Origin of the sequence: Streptomyces rugosispiralis, from assembly GCF_024505145.1 — a bacterium.
Taxonomy (GTDB): domain Bacteria; phylum Actinomycetota; class Actinomycetes; order Streptomycetales; family Streptomycetaceae; genus Streptomyces; species Streptomyces rugosispiralis.
Window position 1 is genome coordinate 66,719 of the sequence record NZ_JANIAA010000002.1, and the last position, 17,854, is coordinate 84,572.

14 protein-coding genes, 1 pseudogene and 1 riboswitch are annotated in these 17,854 nt (G+C 70.9%); of the genes and pseudogenes, 11 read left to right on the forward strand and 4 right to left on the reverse strand.

The features are described from left to right. Window positions 1–20 precede the first annotated feature (20 nt). Window positions 21–211, forward strand: a riboswitch (cobalamin riboswitch). 40 nt (window positions 212–251) lie between these two features. Together NP777_RS04315 and NP777_RS04320 are read left to right on the forward strand one after the other, a co-directional pair. Continuing rightward, a complete protein-coding gene (locus NP777_RS04315) occupies window positions 252–635 on the forward strand; it encodes a (2Fe-2S) ferredoxin domain-containing protein (RefSeq protein WP_256648683.1) in 384 nt (127 codons plus the stop codon). A gap of 172 nt (window positions 636–807) precedes the next feature. Continuing rightward, entirely contained in the window at window positions 808–2,622 is a 1,815-nt protein-coding gene (locus NP777_RS04320; protein WP_256648684.1) for an FAD-binding dehydrogenase, read from the forward strand. Here the strand turns inward: NP777_RS04320 and NP777_RS04325 are convergent. Then, window positions 2,532–3,545: a DMT family transporter gene (locus tag NP777_RS04325; RefSeq protein ID WP_391858462.1), complete on the reverse strand. Its 1,014-nt coding sequence runs from the start codon at window positions 3,543–3,545 to the stop codon at window positions 2,532–2,534. The two genes, NP777_RS04320 and NP777_RS04325, sit on opposite strands and share 91 nt — an antisense overlap. 47 nt (window positions 3,546–3,592) lie before the next feature. Then, window positions 3,593–4,198 carry a TetR/AcrR family transcriptional regulator gene (locus tag NP777_RS04330; protein WP_256648686.1) on the reverse strand — a complete coding sequence of 202 codons (606 nt, stop codon included), beginning with the start codon at window positions 4,196–4,198 and terminating at the stop codon, window positions 3,593–3,595. A 181-nt stretch (window positions 4,199–4,379) separates the two neighbouring features. Here NP777_RS04330 and NP777_RS04335 point away from each other — a divergent pair, with 181 nt between their 5' ends. Then, window positions 4,380–5,015: an isochorismatase family cysteine hydrolase gene (locus NP777_RS04335; RefSeq protein ID WP_256648687.1), complete on the forward strand. Its 636-nt coding sequence runs from the start codon at window positions 4,380–4,382 to the stop codon at window positions 5,013–5,015. On the opposite strand, the pseudogene NP777_RS04340 reads toward NP777_RS04335, so the two are convergent. Next, a pseudogene (locus NP777_RS04340) lies at window positions 4,952–5,404 on the reverse strand (MFS transporter); the annotation flags it as partial. The gene NP777_RS04335 and the pseudogene NP777_RS04340 sit on opposite strands and share 64 nt — an antisense overlap. A gap of 95 nt (window positions 5,405–5,499) precedes the next feature. Further along, window positions 5,500–6,894 (reverse strand): cytochrome P450, encoded by a 1,395-nt coding sequence (locus NP777_RS04345; RefSeq protein ID WP_256648688.1) that lies wholly within the window; start codon window positions 6,892–6,894, stop codon window positions 5,500–5,502. 405 nt (window positions 6,895–7,299) lie between these two features. On the opposite strand from NP777_RS04345, the gene NP777_RS04350 reads away from it, so the two are divergent. The 8 genes from NP777_RS04350 to NP777_RS04385 are packed head-to-tail and all read left to right on the forward strand — an operon-like array spanning window position 7,300 to window position 17,849. Continuing rightward, window positions 7,300–10,041, forward strand: coding sequence for a phosphoenolpyruvate synthase (locus tag NP777_RS04350; RefSeq protein ID WP_256648689.1), 2,742 nt, complete (start codon window positions 7,300–7,302; stop codon window positions 10,039–10,041). Then, window positions 10,034–11,740, forward strand: coding sequence for an AMP-binding protein (locus tag NP777_RS04355; protein WP_256648690.1), 1,707 nt, complete (start codon window positions 10,034–10,036; stop codon window positions 11,738–11,740). Before NP777_RS04350 ends, NP777_RS04355 begins: the two co-directional genes overlap by 8 nt. Further along, window positions 11,737–13,392, forward strand: a complete 1,656-nt coding sequence (locus tag NP777_RS04360) for a hypothetical protein (RefSeq protein WP_256648691.1) — start codon at window positions 11,737–11,739, stop codon at window positions 13,390–13,392. Before NP777_RS04355 ends, NP777_RS04360 begins: the two co-directional genes overlap by 4 nt. Before the next feature lie 16 nt (window positions 13,393–13,408). Then, on the forward strand, window positions 13,409–13,732 hold the full coding sequence (locus NP777_RS04365; RefSeq protein ID WP_256648692.1) for a phosphopantetheine-binding protein: 324 nt from the start codon (window positions 13,409–13,411) through the stop codon (window positions 13,730–13,732). Next, entirely contained in the window at window positions 13,729–14,883 is a 1,155-nt protein-coding gene (locus tag NP777_RS04370; protein WP_256648693.1) for an SDR family oxidoreductase, read from the forward strand. The genes NP777_RS04365 and NP777_RS04370 overlap by 4 nt, the downstream gene beginning before the upstream one ends. Continuing rightward, window positions 14,880–15,884, forward strand: coding sequence for a nucleoside-diphosphate kinase (locus tag NP777_RS04375; protein ID WP_256648694.1), 1,005 nt, complete (start codon window positions 14,880–14,882; stop codon window positions 15,882–15,884). The genes NP777_RS04370 and NP777_RS04375 overlap by 4 nt, the downstream gene beginning before the upstream one ends. A 14-nt stretch (window positions 15,885–15,898) precedes the next feature. Continuing rightward, window positions 15,899–16,888, forward strand: coding sequence for a ScbA/BarX family gamma-butyrolactone biosynthesis protein (locus NP777_RS04380; RefSeq protein WP_256648695.1), 990 nt, complete (start codon window positions 15,899–15,901; stop codon window positions 16,886–16,888). 52 nt (window positions 16,889–16,940) lie between these two features. Next, the gene (locus tag NP777_RS04385; RefSeq protein ID WP_256648696.1) at window positions 16,941–17,849 is read left to right on the forward strand and encodes a UbiA family prenyltransferase; all 909 of its coding nucleotides are present in this window, start codon (window positions 16,941–16,943) and stop codon (window positions 17,847–17,849) included. Window positions 17,850–17,854 lie beyond the last annotated feature (5 nt).

Here is a 17,854-nt window from a genome sequence, read left to right on the forward strand (position 1 = left end):
CGGGGCCGCGTGGTGTGGCGGTGTCCGGGATGCGATGATGCCGGGCGACAAAGGCGACGGCGGAACGAGGAAGCCGGTGTGAATCCGGCGCGGTACCGCCACTGTGATCGGCGAGCGGATCCCGAACAGGCCACTGCCCGTACGCGGGTGGGAAGGCCGGGACGAGCATCGACCCGGGAGCCAGGAGACTCACGCGGTCGCCTCCTCGAACGACACCGGGGCGGACTTCCCCGGAGGAGGAGTGATGTGGCATGCCGGTAAGGCCGACCGACCCGCTGCCGTGCCGGGTGACCGTGTGCCGGGACTGCTGTTGCGGCAGTCCCAAGGTGTCCGGCGTCGACCATGCCGCGCAGCTCGCGCGGCTCGGTGCGGAGGCGCCCGTACGCGTCTCCGAGTGTCTGGACGTCTGCGACCAGGCCAATGTGATCGTGGTGCAGCCGTCGGCCGCCGGGCGGGCCGCCGGGGGCCGGCCGGTGTGGCTCGGCCTGGTCAACGATCCGGACGCGACGGAGGACATCGTGGCCTGGGTGCGGGCGGGCGGCCCCGGGGTGGCACCGCTGCCCGACATCCTCGATCTGTACGCGTTCTCGCCGCGCGGGAGCGCCTCGGGCGAGCCGTCACCTGACGGTCGCTGACTCGCCGAAGTCCCTTGCGTCAAGCGGAAGTTGCACTTGTGAGTGGGACTCTGGCGGCCTCGCACCCTGTGGGCTACCGTCGGTAACACGTTGCCGGTCGGTAACACGATTCCGTCGCGGCAACCCTCCTCGTATCTCCCGCACCCTCCGAACCCCTTCCGGAAGGCAGCTCATGGAGAACTCCACAGAGAATCCCGCGTCGCCCGCCGGGATCGACGGGATCAGCCGGCGCCGCGCCCTGACGGCGGCGGGCGGTGTGCTCGCCGGGGCCGCGCTCGCCCAGGCGGCGGTTCCGGCCTTCGCCGCCTCCGGGGCGTCCTCGGACGCGGACGCCATCGTGGTCGGCCACGGGCTCGCCGGGCTGGTGGCCACGGCGGAACTGGCGGCCGCGGGGCGCAAGGTGCTCCTCCTCGACCAGGAGCCCGAGAGCAACCTCGGCGGCCAGGCGTTCTGGTCCTTCGGCGGCCTGTTCTTCGTCGACTCCGAGGAGCAGCGGCTGATGGGGATCAAGGATTCCCCCGAACTGGCCCTGCAGGACTGGCTCGGCACGGCCGGCTTCGACCGTGGCATCACCGATCCCGGTGGCCAGGACTACTGGGCCCACAAGTGGGCCGAGGCATATGTGGACTTCGCCTCCGGCGAGAAGCGGTCCTGGCTGCACGGGCTCGGTGTGCGCTGGTTCCCGATCGTCGGCTGGGCCGAGCGCGGCGGCGGTCTCGCGGACGGGCACGGCAACTCGGTGCCGCGTTTCCACGTCACCTGGGGCACCGGTCCGGCCGTGGTCGAGCCGTTCGAGAAGAAGGTGCGGGCCGCCGCGAAGGACGGCCGGGTGACCTTCACGTTCCGTCACCGGGTGGACGAGCTGATCGTCACCGGTGGCGCCGTCACCGGGGTGAGCGGCTCGATCCTGGAGCCGAGCGACGCCGCCCGCGGCAAGCAGACCTCGCGCACCGTGGTGGGCGACTTCGAGCTCAACGCCCCGGTGGTGATCGTCACCTCCGGCGGTATCGGCGCCAACCACGACCTCGTACGGCGGAACTGGCCCGACCGGCTCGGCTCCCCGCCGAAGTTCATGGTCACCGGTGTCCCGGCGTATGTGGACGGCCGCATGCTGGCGATCACCGAGCGGGCGGGCGGACGGATCGTCAACCCCGACCGGATGTGGCACTACACCGAGGGTCTGAGAAACTACGCCCCGATCTGGCCGGGCCATGGCATCCGCATTCTGCCGGGCCCGTCGTCGATGTGGTTCGACGCGAAGGGCGGACGCTTCTCCAGCCCCGACATCCCGGGCTACGACACCCTGCACACCCTCGGGTCGATCACCGCCACCGGCCATGACTACTCGTGGTTCGTCACCACCCAGAAGATCATGGCCAAGGAGTTCGCGCTCTCGGGCTCGGAGCAGAACCCGGACCTGACCAACAAGGACATCCTGCAACTCCTCTCCCGCATCTGGCAGACCCCCGAGCCGATCCAGCGGTTCCGGGACAAGGGCGAGGACTTCGTGGTCGCCACCTCCCTGCCCCAACTGGTCGCGGGCATGAACAAGCTGACCGGTGACAACCTGATCGACCTTGCGGATCTCAAACGGCAGATCGAGGCCCGCGACCGCGAGATCGAGAACCCGTACACCAAGGACGTCCAGGTCATGGGCATCCGCAACGCGCTCTCCTACCCCGGGGACTCCCTCAGCCGCACCGCCTCCGCGCACCGGATCCTGGACCCGGGTGCCGGACCCCTGATCGCCGTGCGCCTCAACATCCTCACCCGCAAGACCCTCGGCGGTCTCCAGACCGACCTCTCCGGCCGCGTCCTGGACGCCTCGGGCAACCCGATCAGCGGCCTGTACGCGGCCGGAGAGGTGGCGGGCTTCGGCGGCGGCGGAGTGCACGGCTACCGCTCGCTGGAGGGCACCTTCCTCGGCGGCTGTCTCTTCTCGGGCCGTACGACGGGCCGCGCGGCGGCGTCCGCGACCGCGACCTGACCCGGCCGGCGGGCCGACGGCGTCACGTCGTCTCGCCGCTGCCGGCGCCGCCAGGAGATATCCGCCGGGGCCGTGAGGACGGCCAGACAGGCGAGGACGAGTGCGATACCGCCCCAGCCGGCGGCGGGCAGACGTTCGCCGATGACCAGCACGGCGAGGACGGCCGCCACGGCCGGTTCCAGCAGGGAGAGCGTGGTCGCCGTGGAGGCGGGCACATGCGCCAGGCCCCAGCCGAACAGGACGTAGCCCGCGAACATGGGCACCAGCGCCATGTACGCACCGACGGCCATGTTGGACCCGGAGTCGAGGAGCGGGGCCCCGGTGACCAGGAGGACCGGCACCAGGAGCAGTCCGCCCATGCCGAAGACCGCGCCCATCGCCGCGCGCGAGGTGATCCCCTGGGTGATCAGCCGGTGCGCCGCCCAGGAGTAGAGGGCGTAGGTCGTGGCGGCGATCAGGCCCAGCCCCACACCGAGCACCGTGGCGGCCGCGGATGTCCGCTCCGCGCCGCCCGGGGCCCTGGCGGCTTGGCCCGCGCACAGCATGAGGGTGCCCAACAGGCCCAGGGCGGCGCCGAGTTTCCAGCGGCGCGTCAGCCGGCGCCGGTCCATGACCCGTTCGATCACGGCCGAGGCCGGCGGGGCCATGCCGATCGACACCACGGTGCCCACGGCCACTCCGGCCAGGTGCATCGAGCTGTAGAACGCCAAGGGGTAGGCAGCCACCGCGGCCGCGCCGAGCAGTACGGTGCCGCGCCGCGCACGCAGCCGCGGGGCCTGACGGGCGATACGGGAAGCGGCGACCAGGGCCTGGAGCAGTCCGCCGAGGCCCATGGCGACCGCGCCGATGGCGAGCGGGCCGACGTCCGGGGCGAAGGTGGCCGCCGTGCCGGTGGTGCCCCACAGCACGGACGCGGCGAGCACGCACAGCGATCCGGCGCCCGCCGAACGGGCGCCGGGCGCGGAGGCCGTCACAGCCGGTCCAGCAGGGCCGCCGCCATCGCGCGGGCGTGCCGCAGACGGCTGTCGTCGCCTTCCAGACCGGCCCGCGCCATCGCGCCCTCCAGCAGGAACGCCAGGTGCTCCGCCACCGTCCGGGCGTCGTCGGGGCGCTCGGGCAGCAGTTCCTCGAGGTGACCGGCGATCAGCCGCTCGACCTCCTCCTTGTGGCGACGTACGACGGCCCGCCCCTCGTCCCCGGCGGGCAGCTCGGCGGCCGCGTTGAGCAGGCCGCAGCCGCGGAACCCGCGCTCGTAGGCGAACGCCGCGTGATCGGCGTAGGCGTCGAAGACCGCGAGGACGCCGTCGCGGGGGCTCTCGGCCCGCTCCAGCCGTGACCGGTACACCGCGAGCCACTCCTCGTGGCGGGCGTCGAGATAGGCCCTGACGAGATCGGCCTTGGAGGAGAAGTTGTTGTACAGGCTCATCTTCGCCACGCCCGCCTCGGCGGTGATCGTGTCGATTCCGGTCGCCGTCACACCGTCGGCGTAGAAGCGGCGAGCCGCGGCCGCCAGCAGACGCTCCCGGGCCGGCCGCCGCCTCCCGGGCTCCGTCGTCCTCGCACCGGTCTCACTCATCGCATCCACCCTGACAAATTAGGTAGGTAGGTCTACCTACTATAGGGGACGCCGAGGGCGTCCCGGAAGGGGGCGGGTACGCCGCGGGGCGTTCGAACGGCGACGGAGGGGTACTCGGACCGGCCAGGATGTGCCTGTTCAGGCGATGGGTGATCTTCCACGAGCCCTCGGAGGAGACGTCATGGCCGAGACCTATGCTCCCCGGCGGACGGCGGTGCTGCTGATCGATCCCTACAACGACTTCCTCTCCGAGGGAGGCAAGATCTGGCCGGCCGTGGAGAGCGTCGCGCGGGAGGTCGGACTGCTGGACAATCTGCGCGCCGTCGTCGGCTCCGCCCGGCAGGCCGGGGTCCGGGTGGTGTTCGTCCCGCACCGCCGCTGGGAGCCGGGTGACTACGAGTCGTGGGACCACCCCAACCCGACCCAGCGGAGCATCATGGTGCGGCACAGCTTCGCCCGGGACACCTGGGGTGGGGAGTTCCATCCCGACTTCCGGCCGGGGCCGGGGGAGGTGGTGGTCCGAGAGCACTGGGCACAGAGCGGATTCGCCAACACCGACCTGGATATGCAGCTCGAGCAGCATGGCATCACCCATGTGATCCTCATCGGGCTGCTCGCGAACACCTGCGTCGAGTCCTCCGGCCGGTTCGCCATGGAGCTGGGCTACCACGTCACGCTGGTCCGCGACGCCACCGCCGCCTTCGAACCCGAGATGATGCACTCCGCGCACGAGCTGAACGGCCCCACCTTCGCTCATGCCATCCTCACCACGAAGGAGCTGCTCACCGCGTTGCGAGAGGAGGGTCCGGGGGAGTAGCGGCCGGGTTCCGGCATGGGGCCCGAGCCGGAACCGGCAGGTTCTTCCGGGGCCGGCGCGGGGCGAGCGGGATGGCGGACCAGGGCGAGGACGGTGAGCAGTGCGACGAGTGCGCACACGCCCCACCAGCCGGCCCGGCCCCAGGCGCGTACCCCGAGCCAGGAACCCGCGCTGCCACCCAGATAGGCGCAGGTCATATACGCGGTGTTGAGCCTGGAGCGGGCATCCGGGCGCAGGGCGTAGACGCGGGCCTGGTTGGCCACCATGCCGGACTGCATCGCCACGTCCAGCAGCAGTGTGCCGATCGTCAGGGCGGCCAGGCCCGGTGTCCCGCCCAGGGCGCCCAGGGCGAGGACCGAGGCCGAGAGGAGCCCCCCGAGCAGGCAGATGGTCACCCGGGCGCGCCACGGACGGCAGGTGCTGTACCGGCGAAGTCCCCTCGGCGACCAACTCACGGCCATGGGCCGACCGTGCGAGTGACGGCCTATTCGGACGGGGCCGGGTGCACGGGACACCTCGGCTCCGCGCTCAACGGCGGCCGGTTCAGGGGCTGTTCGCGGGCCACGGCGACGGCCCGCTTTCCCGGGACGAGAGTGACGTGCCACATGCGCTGGGCCTCCGGCGCGGGGTCCGCGGCGGTCAGCTCCACCCTCCGCAGCACCTCCCGAATGATCACCTTCATCTCCATCATGGCGAGTTGCGCGCCGACGCAGTAGCGTCGGCCGCCGCCGAACGGCAGGAACGACTTCTGCGCCGTTTGGGCGCCCTCGCCGAGGAACCGCTCCGGCCGGAACTCCTCGGGGTCCGGGAACGCCTCGCTGTCCTGGTGGATGAGCGAGAACATGGGGATGGCCACCCATCCGGCCGGAATCTCGTATCCACCGAGCCGCAGCGGCTTGTCCAGCAGACGTCCCGAGCCGGTGATCACCGGGCGCAGCCGCAGCACCTCCTTGACGACCGCCTCGAGGTAGCTGTCGTCCTCGCCCCGCTCCAGCTCCTCCCGCAGCCGCCGCAGTATCTCCGGGGAGCGCATCAACCGTTCGAAGGCCCAGGAGAGGCCGGTCGCCGTGGTCTCGAGGCCGGCCTCGAGCAGGGTGAGCAGCTCATCGCGGATCTCCTGGTCGCTCATCGAGTGGCCCTGGTCGTCCCGCGCCCGCAGCAACCGCCCCAGCACATCGGTGGCTCCGCTGTCCTCCTCGTCCCTGCGGCGGGCGATCTCGGCGAAGAGGATCTCGTCCACCGCCGCGCTGGCCTTCATGGTGCGGGTCGTCGGCAGGACAGGTACGCGCATCGCCAGCGGTGACTTCTCCGCCCATGCCCGCAGCCGCGCGGGCATCAGGAACAGGAGCGGGGAGCCACTGGCCTTGGACAGGGTGAGGAGCAACGCCCTCAGCCGGGCCAGTTGGGTGACGTCGCGGATCCCGAAGACCAGCCGCAGGGTGATCTCCAGCGTGATGGCCTGCATATGCTCCTGGAGCGCGAACGGCCTGCCGAGCGGCCAGGTCCGGATGTCCTCCGCGGCGATCTCGGCGATGAGCTCCGGGTAGCTCGCGATGGACCGGCCGTGCAGGGCCGGGCTGAGCAGCTTGCGGTGCCGCCACCAGGGCTCGCCGTCGTTCGTGAACAGCGAATAGTCGCCGAGCCACGGCACATATCCCGCGCGCAGCGCCCCGGCCCGGTTGCCGTCGCCGTCCGTGCTGTAGATCTCCGCGGCGAGTTCCGCGGTGGACACCACCACCTGGGGCGGGAAGCCGGTCAACTGCATGCGGAACACCGGACCGTAGCGCCGCCGGAGTGACGCGAAGTAGTGGACCGGGTCGCGCATGCGCATGGTCTGCAGAAGGGCGGGCTGACGGGAGCCGGGAGGAAGGAGGGGCATCGGTTTTCTCCAGTTGTCCAGCGTCCGCTCAGTTCTCCGACGTCCCGAGGCAGTGGCCACCAGTGGCCACTATGCGGCCCACCAGGGATTCGCCACCGGCCGGGGAGAACAAAGGGCGTGGGGGCAGGAAACGGGGCGGGAGCAATGGCTGGGATCCTAGCGTTACCAGCTCACTACTACCCCCGGCGAACGCCGAGCGCCAGGGGCACTTGGGCGGCAATCGCTAGGGAAAAGCGTAGCAACCAGCCAAAGTGTCACGGCGTCCTGAATCAAGGCGTCATGAAGTGGCCGCGCAAAAGAGGAGGGAAGGATCGCCATCGCCAGACCCGTGGGGTACGGTGAAACTTCCTCGTGATCAAGCGGGGTGTGCTTCGCGATGCGCGTGCCCGGAGGTCAAGGAAACCGATGCGAGCCATAGTCGACGACAGCCTCCCAGGTGAGGCTGCGAAGCTGGCGGGCGGGAAGGGGAGGAATCTCCATGAGCTCTCCAGGAACGGGCTCGCCGTCCCCCGGTGGGCCGTCGTCGGGCTCGATGTGTTCCAGGAATTCATCACCGCACTCGACGAGGCCGGACGCATCGGGGATCTCCTTGCGCAGGTCACCCAGGACAATATTAAACGAATCTCCCGGCAGTTGGCCGAAATCATCGAGTCGGGGGAGTTGAGCGACGACGCCGCGGCGGTCGTCGAGGAAGCGTATGCGCATGTGGGGCGGCCCCGGGTCGCGGTGCGCTCCTCCGGTGCCGAGGAGGACGGCGCGGAGTTCTCCTTCGCCGGACAGTTCGCCACCTTCCTCAATGTGTCCGGGCTCCCCGAAGTGACGGCGCACGTCAAGAAGTGCTGGGCCTCGGCGTTCTCCGAGCGGTCGCTGCACTATCGGTTGCGCCACGGGCTGCCGCTGCGCGACGCGGGCATCGCCGTCGTGGTGCAGGACATGGTGGATGCCGAGCGCAGCGGCGTCATGTTCACCGCCAACCCGGTGACCGGCAACCGGCGGCAGTACGTGGTCAGTTCCGTGTACGGACTGGGCGAGGGCCTGGTCTCGGGCGCGGTGGACGCCGACACCGTCGTCCTCGACGGCGCCACGGGCGCGGTCGAGGACACCGTGCTCGGCGACAAGCGGGAGCGCTATCACCTGGATCCGGCGGGTTCCGGATATCTGGTCGCCGAAGTGGAGCGGGCCGACCGGGAGAAGCTGTCGCTGGAGCCGAAGGACATGGCGCGGCTGCATGAGGCCGGAGCACGCGTCGCGGCGGTATTCGACACTCCGCAGGACATCGAGTGGGCGCTCGCGGACGACGCCCTGTGGATTTTACAGGCCCGCCCCATCACCGCGCTGCCGGACGCGATCCAGCCATCGGGGGATGAGCTGGGGCCGAGCGAAGGCGAACTCCGGATCTGGGACAACGCCAACATCATCGAAAGCTTCTCCGGAATCGTTTCACCGCTGACCTACAGCTTCGCGGCCAATGTCTACGGCCGCGTCTACGAATACTATGCCCGAGGGCTCCGGGTCCCGCCCGCCGCACTGCGTGAAATCGAGGAATGGGCTCCTCATATGCTCGGCTATTTCCATGGCCGGGTGTACTACAACCTGCTCCACTGGTACCGGATGGTGCGGATCGCGCCACTGTACAAACTCAACAGGAAAGTGCTGGAGGTCGCGATCGGCGTCGAGGAGCCACTCGACGACGAAATGGCCGGGACCATCTACCCGTACACCTTCTCCTCTTCCCCGCGCGGCCGGCTGTCCCGTGCGCGGACGGTGGCCGCTTTCCTGCGCCGCTTCCTTACCATGAACCGTTCTGTTGAACGTTTCATGGCCTACTTCTACAAGGCCTACGAGGAGTTCGACAACGTCGACTACGACGCGATGGAAGGCCAGGAGGTCTACCGGCGATTCCGCGCCCTGGAGAAGGACCTGCTGGAGAAGTGGGGTCCGATGCAGACCCTGGACGCGGCGATTCTCTGGTCCATCGGCGCACTCGCCCTGCTGAACAGAGCCTGGCTGCCCGACGCCCCCGAGTGGCTCACCTGGAGCGCCGCCAGCCCCGGCTCCCGGGTGGAGTCCATCGAACCCGCCCGCGCGCTGTCGGCCCTCGCCGCCACCGTCCGTGACGACGCCGAACTGAGCCGCCTCATCCGGGAAACCCCGGCCGCGGACACCTATCAGGCGCTGCGCGACGGCGGCCACACCGCGTTCCTCGCCTCGGTGGACGAGTACGTCGCCGCGTACGGCTACCGCAGCCTCGACGAACTCAAGCTCGAAGTGCCCGATCTGCGGGAGGACCCGTCGAGCCTGTTCGCCATGGTGCGTGCCGCGCTGCCCGAGGTGGACGCCCAACCCGGCGAGAAGGCCGACGCCTATCTGGACGAGCATCTGCGCGGGCCACGCCGGATGCTCTACAACGTCGTCCGCCGCAAGGCACAAACCTCCCTGTACAACCGGGAGCGGCTGAGATTCTGCCGCACCCGCGCCTTCGGCTCGGCGAAGCGGATGCTGCGCGCCATGGGTCGCGATCTCGCCAGGATGCGGGCGATCGACCACTGGAACGATGTCTTCTTCCTGCGCCTGGAGGAGCTGCGGGGCGCCTACGAGGGCACGACGGCGCACACCGATCTGCGCGGCCTCGTGGAGCTGCGCAAGCGTCAGCGGGCCGAGGACGAGCAGTTGTCCGCACCGTCCCGGTTCACCACCCGCGGGGCCGCCTACTGGCGGGGCAATCTGGAGCGGGCCGGCTTTGTGAAGGGCGGCGTGGCACGCACCGGCGTCCGGGAGCTGCGCGGCACCCCGTCCTGCCCCGGTGTGGTCGAGGCCCGCGCCGTCGTCACGGACACCCCGGTGGACGTGGACGGCGGAGTCCTGGTGACCTACCGCACGGATCCGGGCTGGGTCGCCGCGCTGCCGTCCGCCTCGGCGCTCATCATCGAGCGGGGCAGCCCGCTGACACATGTGGCGATCGTCGCCCGTGAGCTCGGCATTCCAACGGTCGTCCAGGTCAAGGGCGCGGTCACGGAGCTGGTTACCGGTATGCGGCTGAGGTTGGACGGAGGTACGGGGGCCATCACGATCCTGGACGACGACACCCCGGCCGAAATCGACACCGGAGCCGAGGGCGAGAAGGCGAAGGACGCGAAGAGTGAGTGACGCACTGCTCTCCTGGCTGGCGGATCCCCCTCGGACGGCTGCCGGAGACCTCCACGGCCGAGGCATTCACCTCGCCGACGACCGAGGCGGCTGGGAGTTCCACGGATACCCCGAACTCGCCGCCTCCGCACGGCGGGTGGCCGGATCGCTGGCGGCACAAGGGGTACGCGCGGGCGATGTGGTGTGCCTCCTCCTGCCCACCGGTTTCCCGTGTCTGTCCTCGCTCTTCGGCGTCTGGGCCGCGGGCGCCACGGTGTGCCTCATCCCCCCGCCGGCGTTCGCCGCCGAGGCCGAGTACGTGGAGCACACGGCCGGGATCCTGCGGCAGACCGAGGCCGCCGTCACCGTCACCGCCGCGGGCCTCGCCCCCCTGGCCGCTCGGGTACTGGCCGCTGCGGGCTCCGACCGCGAGCCGTGGATCTGGCGCGATGACGGCGACGAGATCCAGCCCCGCGAACCGGGTGAACTCGCCCTCCTCCAGTTCACCTCGGGCTCCAGCAGCCGGCCCCGTGGCGTCCGGGTCACCTGGGCGAACCTGGAGGCCAACCTCGCGCTGATCCGGAACACACTCGGCTGGCGCGCGGGCGACGCCGGGGCCTCCTGGCTGCCGCTCCACCACGACATGGGCCTCATCGGCTGTCTGCTCACCCCGGTGAGCGTCCAGGACGACCTGTGGCTCATGCGCCCCGAGCAGTTCATCCGCGATCCGGCCCGCTGGCTGCGGTGCTTCGCCGTCGCCGCGCACACCGCCGCCCCGCCCTTCGCGTTCGAGTACGCGGCCCGGCGGCTCGGCGACCGGCTCGCGGACCTGGACCTGTCCGGGTGGCGCAACGCCATCGTCGGCGCCGAACCCATCAACCCCCGTGCGCTGGAGCACTTCGCCGGGCTCGCCAAACCCGCCGGATTCTCCCCGTCCGTCTATCTGCCGTCGTACGGGCTCGCCGAGGCCACGCTCGCGGTGACCGTCCGTACCTCCGGCGCTCCCGCGCCGACCGTGCGCGTGAACACCGGCACGCTGCGCTTCGGGGGCCCCGTCACCATCGACGAGGAGGGCGAGTTCGCGAGCTCCGCGAAGGCGCCCTCCGGCGTTGAGGATGGCTGGCTGATCGGCTGCGGCGGCCCCGGCGACGGAGTGGGCGCCACCGTGGTCGACGACGAGGGACGGCCCCTGCCGGACGGCCACCTCGGTGAGATCGAGGTGACGGGCCCCTCGGTGACGAGCGGCTACCACGCCGGGCGCACCGGCTCCACGCGGTTCGCCGACGGCGGCATCAGGACCGGGGACGCCGGGTTCTTCCACCGCGGCGAGTTGTTCGTGCTCGGCCGGATGGGCGACAGCCTCAAGGCGCGCGGACGCAGCGTCTACATGGAGGACCTGGAGGCGAAGGTGGTCTCCGCGACCGGGATCGCCCGGGAGAAGTGCGCGGTCGTTGGGGTCGAGGGCACCGGCGGCACCTCGGTGACGCTGTTCGCGGAGAAGCCCGGGGGCACGTGGGTGGAGGACGCCACGACCGTCCTGCGCGGCGCACTCGGCGACGAGGTCGCCATCACCGTCGTCACCGGCCGCAGCGGGCTGATCAGAAAGACGTCCAGCGGCAAGCCGAGACGTCGCCACCTGTGGGAAGAGCTGCGAGCGGGCCGTCTGAAGGACGCGCGCGTCCTCGAGACGGCCCACGTCACGACCGGGAGGCCCGTGTGATCCTCAGCGAGGACTATCTGCAGAACCTGCTCGACAAGACCATTCCGCGGATCCACTCCGTCGCCAACTGCGCTGTGGTCCTCGAGGGTTCGATCGCCGAGGGCTTCGGCAACTCCTCGTCCGACATCGACTTCCTGCTCATCGCCGACAGCGACGCCGACCTGCCCACCATGCCCTCGCTCCTGTTCCTGGACGGGCGTCGGGTCGAGGTCCGAACCCGCTCGGTGCGGCAGCTCGCCGAGCAGTTCTCCGCGATCACGACCGACACGCGCGACCACGTGGGCGCCGTCCCGGAGGATCTGCTGAACCGCTGTCAGCGTCTGCTGCGCAGCTTCCCGCTGCGCAATCCGGACCTGGTGGCGAAGGTCAAGGGGCTGATGTCCTTCGACGACTTCCAGGACACGATGCGGGAGTGGTGGGCACACCACGCGCGCCAGTCGATCCGCTACGCGCTCGCCCTGCGGGAACTGGGCCAGGAGGAAGAGGCCGCGGCATGGACCGAAGCCGGACTGCTGCAGGCGGTGAAGTCCTGGGCGGCGGGGCGGGGAGAGACCTATCTGGAGCCGAAGTGGCTGCCCATGCAACTGGATCGCCTCGGTGACCAACCGCTGTGCGACCGGTACCGGACGCTCGCCTCGCTGGACGCGTCGGGTCTCGACCCCGCCGCGTACATCACCGCGGGCGTCCGGCTCACGGCCGATCTGGGGGTGACGGGCGCCGAACCCGACTCCGAGCGGATCACCGTGGCCAGGGCCACCGGGGTGACCACCTGGCCGACCGGCGACCGTGTGCATGTCGTACGCGACAAGCAGGATGTGTTCGTCCTCGGCGACCGCGCGGCGCGGGCCTGGCGTTCGGTCGTCTTCGGCCGGCCCCTGGGAACCGTAGTGGCCATGGCGGACGCGTCAGGAGCACCGCAGGCGGGCCCGCTGATCGCCCAGTTCCTCCGATTCGGCCTGGTGAAGGTGGCGTGGAAGGGCGACGGCCCGATCGTCCCCGCCATGCCGCTGGCCGCCCCGTCCGGCCCGGTCACACCGCCACCGAGTATCGCGCGGCCCATCGTCACCGTGGGCGGGGCGGCGGCCGGCGGTGCGGAGGGCATCGATCTCGTGCCCATGCCCGCCCGCCGGTTCAGCGCCGCCGCGATGACCCTGGTGTGGTCCAACGTGCTGGTGGAGAACGCCCGCGAGGACCTCACCGGTGCCCTGGACCGCGAGCAGTGGAGCGTCGCCGAACTCAGCGCCCGGAGGATACTGCGGGCCGCGCTGCGCGGTGTGCTCAGCGCCCACGGAGTCAACCCGCTGCCACCGGACTCCGAGGTCGTCCGCAGGCTGTCCCTCCTTCCGGCGGGGGCGGACACCGACGAGATCCGGGCGAAGGCTCAGCACCTCGCGACGCTGACGATCGCGTCCACGGCCCAGGGCGGCGCGGCGCTCACCGCGCTGGACGACTTCGTCGCCCTGGTCCGGCACACGACCGGCGCACACAGCTTCCCGTCCTCCTTCGACTCCTCGGACGGATGGCGGCAGACCCTGGAGATCGGCTACGACTGGCTGCGCCTCGGCGCCCACCTCGACGCGGACCTGCCCATCGACGAGGCGAGCGATCTGCTGTCCAGCGGTGGCGCACAGCCGCATCTCGCCACCACCTGACGCTGAGGGAGGAACGTTGACGTCAAGCACCGGCACATCATCGCCGAACGAGGACGAGACGCGGAGCAAGGTGTACGCGGTCGTCGGCGCGATGGCGCCCGCGGGGGACGCCACCCTGGCCGACGACACCCGGCTCATCGCGGATCTGGCCTATGACTCGCTCCGGCTCATCGAGCTGACGCTGGCGCTGGAGGAGGGCTTCGGGCTCGGGGAGCTCGCCCAGGAGCGGACCGCCACCGTCACCACGCTCGGCGACATCGTCCGCCTGGTGACCGAAGCACGGCGGGAGACCGAAGCACAGCGGGAGACCGAGGCACGGCAGGCGGGGGCGGGCCGATGACGGAGCGCTTGAGGATTCTGGTGACCGGCGCGGCCGGGCTGGTCGGCGCGGAGGCCACCGCCCGGCTGGTGGCGGCCGGACACCAGGTCACCGCCCTGGTCCACAACCAGACCGCGGTCATACGCAACGACGGCACCCCGCTGGAGCCGGACGCCGTCACCTGTCTGCCGGGCGATGTGACCAAGCCCCGGCTCGGCCTGCCCGAGGCCGCGTACCAGGCGCTGGCCGCGGACGGCCTCGACCGGATCGTGCACTGCGCCGCGATCACCGACTTCGGCCTCCCCGACGAGGTCTACCAGGCGGTCAACGTCGACGGCACCGCCCACGTCCTGGAGCTGGCCCGCGCCGGCGGCGCGCCTCTCGTGCACGTGGGAACCGCCTATGTGTGCGGTGAGCGCGACGGGCTGATCCGCGAGTCCGAGCTGGACGAGGGCCAGCGCCTCGCCAACGCCTACGAGGACAGCAAGTTCCGGGCCGAGGCCCTGGTGCACAAGGCCCAGGCCGACGGGGTGCGGGCCGCGATCATCCGCCCCAGCATCGTCGTCGGCGACGAGCGCACCGGCGTGGTGCGCGACTACAAGAACATCTACGTCGTGCTCAAACTGGCCACCGAGGGCAAGGTCCGCTCCATCCCCGGCCAGTACGAGGCGCGCCTCGACCTGGTGCCCGTGGACTATGTGGCGGACATCATCACCGAGGTCACCCACCGGTTCGAGGAGGCGGCGGGCCGGACCTTCCACGCGGTGGGCGCACCGCTGACGCTGCGGGACTTCTCCGATGTGATGGCCGAGTATCCGCCGTTCCACGTGCCGCGGTTCGTCCCGCCGACGAGCTTCGACGCCCAGCGGCTGCCCCGCCGGGAGCGGGCGTACTACGAGCGTGTCATGACGCTCTACGAGAGCTACTTCCGGCGCCGGACGCGCTTCGACGACTCCCACACGGCGGACCTGGCCACCCGCAGGCCACCGGTGGACGGGCAGGACTTCCTGCGCACGCTGATCGACCACTGCCTGGAGACGGGCTACCTGGGCGCACCGCCGGTCGATGCCACCGAGGTGCTCGCCCGGCTGAACATGACGGGGCCGGGCGCGACCCCGACGGCGAACCGGACCAGCCCGACCGGGAGCGATGTGAACGGAGCCGGCCGATGACCGACGCCCCGACGAACGGCCGGCCCTTCGGCGACGACATATCGCCGGCCCTCAGCTGCGATCCCCGCAAGCGCGTCCTCTTCGGCTCGGACACCTACTTCCTGGAGAGCGTGGAGCAGCTCGCCACCCTCACCGCCGATGTCGACGGCTTCCTCCACCGGCACGCCGCGCTGCTGCTCAAGCCCGACGCCGTGGTCAGCAGGCAGTTACCGACGACCGTCGACTGGCTGGCCCGGGAGGGCTTCCGGATCGTGGCCGCGGAACGCACCCGGCTCACCCCCAACACCGTGCGGTCGCTGTGGTACTTCCAGTGGAACCTGGCCACACCGGAGCGCCGCCGTCTCGCCGATCTGTTCACCGACACCTGCGACTCGGTGGTGCTCGTGGTGCGCCAGGACGCCGACGGGGCCGGGGCTCCGCCGAGCGCGCCCGCGTCGGTCGTCCTGACCGAGCGGAAGGGCCCGACCGATCCGCGGGCCCGGATCCCCGGTCAGCTCCGCTACGCGACCGGCCGCTACAGCTATCTGCTCAACCTCGTCCACACCCCCGACGAACCCGCCGACGTGGCGCGCGAGTTGGGCATCTACTTCGGCGCGGCGCTCCGGCAGCGGGTCTACGCCTCCGCGCTGGCGGGCGAGGACCAGTCGGCCCGCGCACGTGAGCTGGGCGAGCGGTTGCACACCGAGGTGCCCGAGCGGGATCTCTCCTTCGAACCGGCCGCGGAACGGCTCAGGCGGGCCGTGGCGGAGGCGGAGGAATCCCTGATCCCCGGTGCCGTCCGGGACGAGCTGCGCGCCGCCCGGCTCGCCGCCCGCGACCAGGAGGGCTACCGGCGGCTGATCGAGGCCGTCTGGCGGGCCGGGCTGCCGCTCGACGCCTGGGACACGGTGATCGTCGGCTCCCATGTCCTGCCGATGAAGCGCAAGGGGCCGGCCCCCGTGCTCGGTGGAGTCAGCGTGTCCGACTGGCATCACCACCTGGCGCGGCCTGCGGTCCGGTAACACGAGGGGGAAGCATGGACACGGTGGAATTCAGCCAGACGGTGCCGCGTGAGCTCGTCCATCGGCTGAGCCTGGCCGAGGTGTTCCTGACCGGTGTGCTCGCGCGGGACGAGGACACCCTCGACATCGGGGTGCAGATACCCCGCTCACACGCCTTCTACCGGGACTCGGTGGGCTGCCGCCACGTCTACGACCCGATGGTCCTGGTGGAGGCCGTCCGGCAGTCGCTCCTCATGCTGGGCCACGATCTGTTCGAGAACCCGTTCGGCACGAAGTTCATCCTGCGGGACATCGCCCTGCGCGACGCGGACATCACCGCGCTCACGGTGGGCGACGTACCCACCGAGGTGGTGCTGCGCTGCCGCATCGTGCGCCGCTTCCGCGGCCGCGAGGGGCTGAAGGGCGCGCGGCTGTCCTACAGCGCGCTGATCGGCGACCGGGTGGTGGCGACGCTGGAGGGCTCCATGTCCTGGCTGACGCCCGCCCAGTGGCAGGCGACACGCGAGGAGGTGCGTGCCACGCTGGGGCTGCCCGTCCAGGCCACGTTCGCGGCCGGTGAGCCGGGGGAGCGGCTCGGGGAGGCCCTGGTCGACCGCAGGGACGCCACAAACGTGGTCATCTCCCCGTTGGAGCCCCAACTCCCGCCGGACAGAGGGGAGATGAGGGTCGCGCGGCTGCTCGTCGACACCAGCCACCCCGTGCTGTTCGACCACCCCCTGGACCACGTCCCCGGCATGCTGACCCTTGAGGCGTTCCGGCAGCTGAGCCTCGTCACCGCCGTGGAGACCGGGGCGCTGCCGTCGGCGTCGGCCGTCCTCACGGGGCTGAAGGCGCGCTTCACCGGCTTCGGTGAGCTCGACCTGCCGATCACCTGCGAGAGCGTCCGGGTGGCGGGCGACGGGACGAGCGCCGTGCTGCGCTGCGCCATGAAGCAGGCCGGACACACCATCGCCGACGGCGAACTGCGCCTCTCACCGGCCCCCACGGAAGCGCGGCCGATATGACCGCCGCCCCCGGCACCCTCGGCCGTCCCATGTCCGGGAGACGGTGGCGGCGTTGAGCGATGTCCTGACCGCCTCCCGCGTGCCGGCCCGGCTGGGCCGTTTCGTCCTGCGGATGTTCCGTCCGCAGATCTACGTCACCTACGGCGTGCTGTGGACCCTGACCCTGGAAGGCTCGGCCGAGGCACTCTCCGGGCCCTCCGCGCACTGGACGCCCTCCGGGGCGACCGTGGTGCGCGCGGTGAGCGTGGTGCTGGCCCTGCTGTTCGCCCGTATGGTCGATGAGCAGAAGGACCTGGAGTACGACCGCCGGCACAACCCGGACCGGCCGCTGGTGACCGGCGCCATCACGGTGGCGGAGCTGCGCGGCGCCATGGCGCTGATCACGGTGGTCGTCGTCGTGCTCAACGCACTCGTCTCGGCCCTCTCCGTGCTGCTGATCCTGCTCGCCCTCGGATACACGCTGTTCCTGGTCGCGCTGGAGCGCTGGTCGCCGCGGCTCGGCGAGGCCCTCATCGCCAATCTCCTCGTCAGCTACCCGGTGCAACTGCTGCTCTCCGTCTACCTCTATGTCTCGCTGCTGACCGGCGACGCGATCGACGGCGACGGGCGGGCCGTCCCGCTGATGGCCATGTTCGCCTGCGCCTTCCTCCAGTTCGAGTTCGCGCGGAAGACCGAGTGGCGGCGGGATCCGGAGGCGCGGCTGTACTCGGAGGTGCTCGGCCCGCGTGGCAGCGCGGCCGTGTGCCTCGCTCTCGCCGTGGGCGCGGTGGCACTCGGGCTGCTGCTGTTCGGGACGCGGGGCCTGCTGCCGGCGCTGAGCGTCGTCTTCCCCGCGCTCGGCGCCTGGCGCTTCCTCGTGCGCAGACGGCCATCCGGGCTGATGCTCCCGGCGATGGGCTTTGTGCTCTTCTTCAACCTGCTGTGTTTCTACGGGTCCACGGCGATCGCGATCGGACGGTGAGAGAG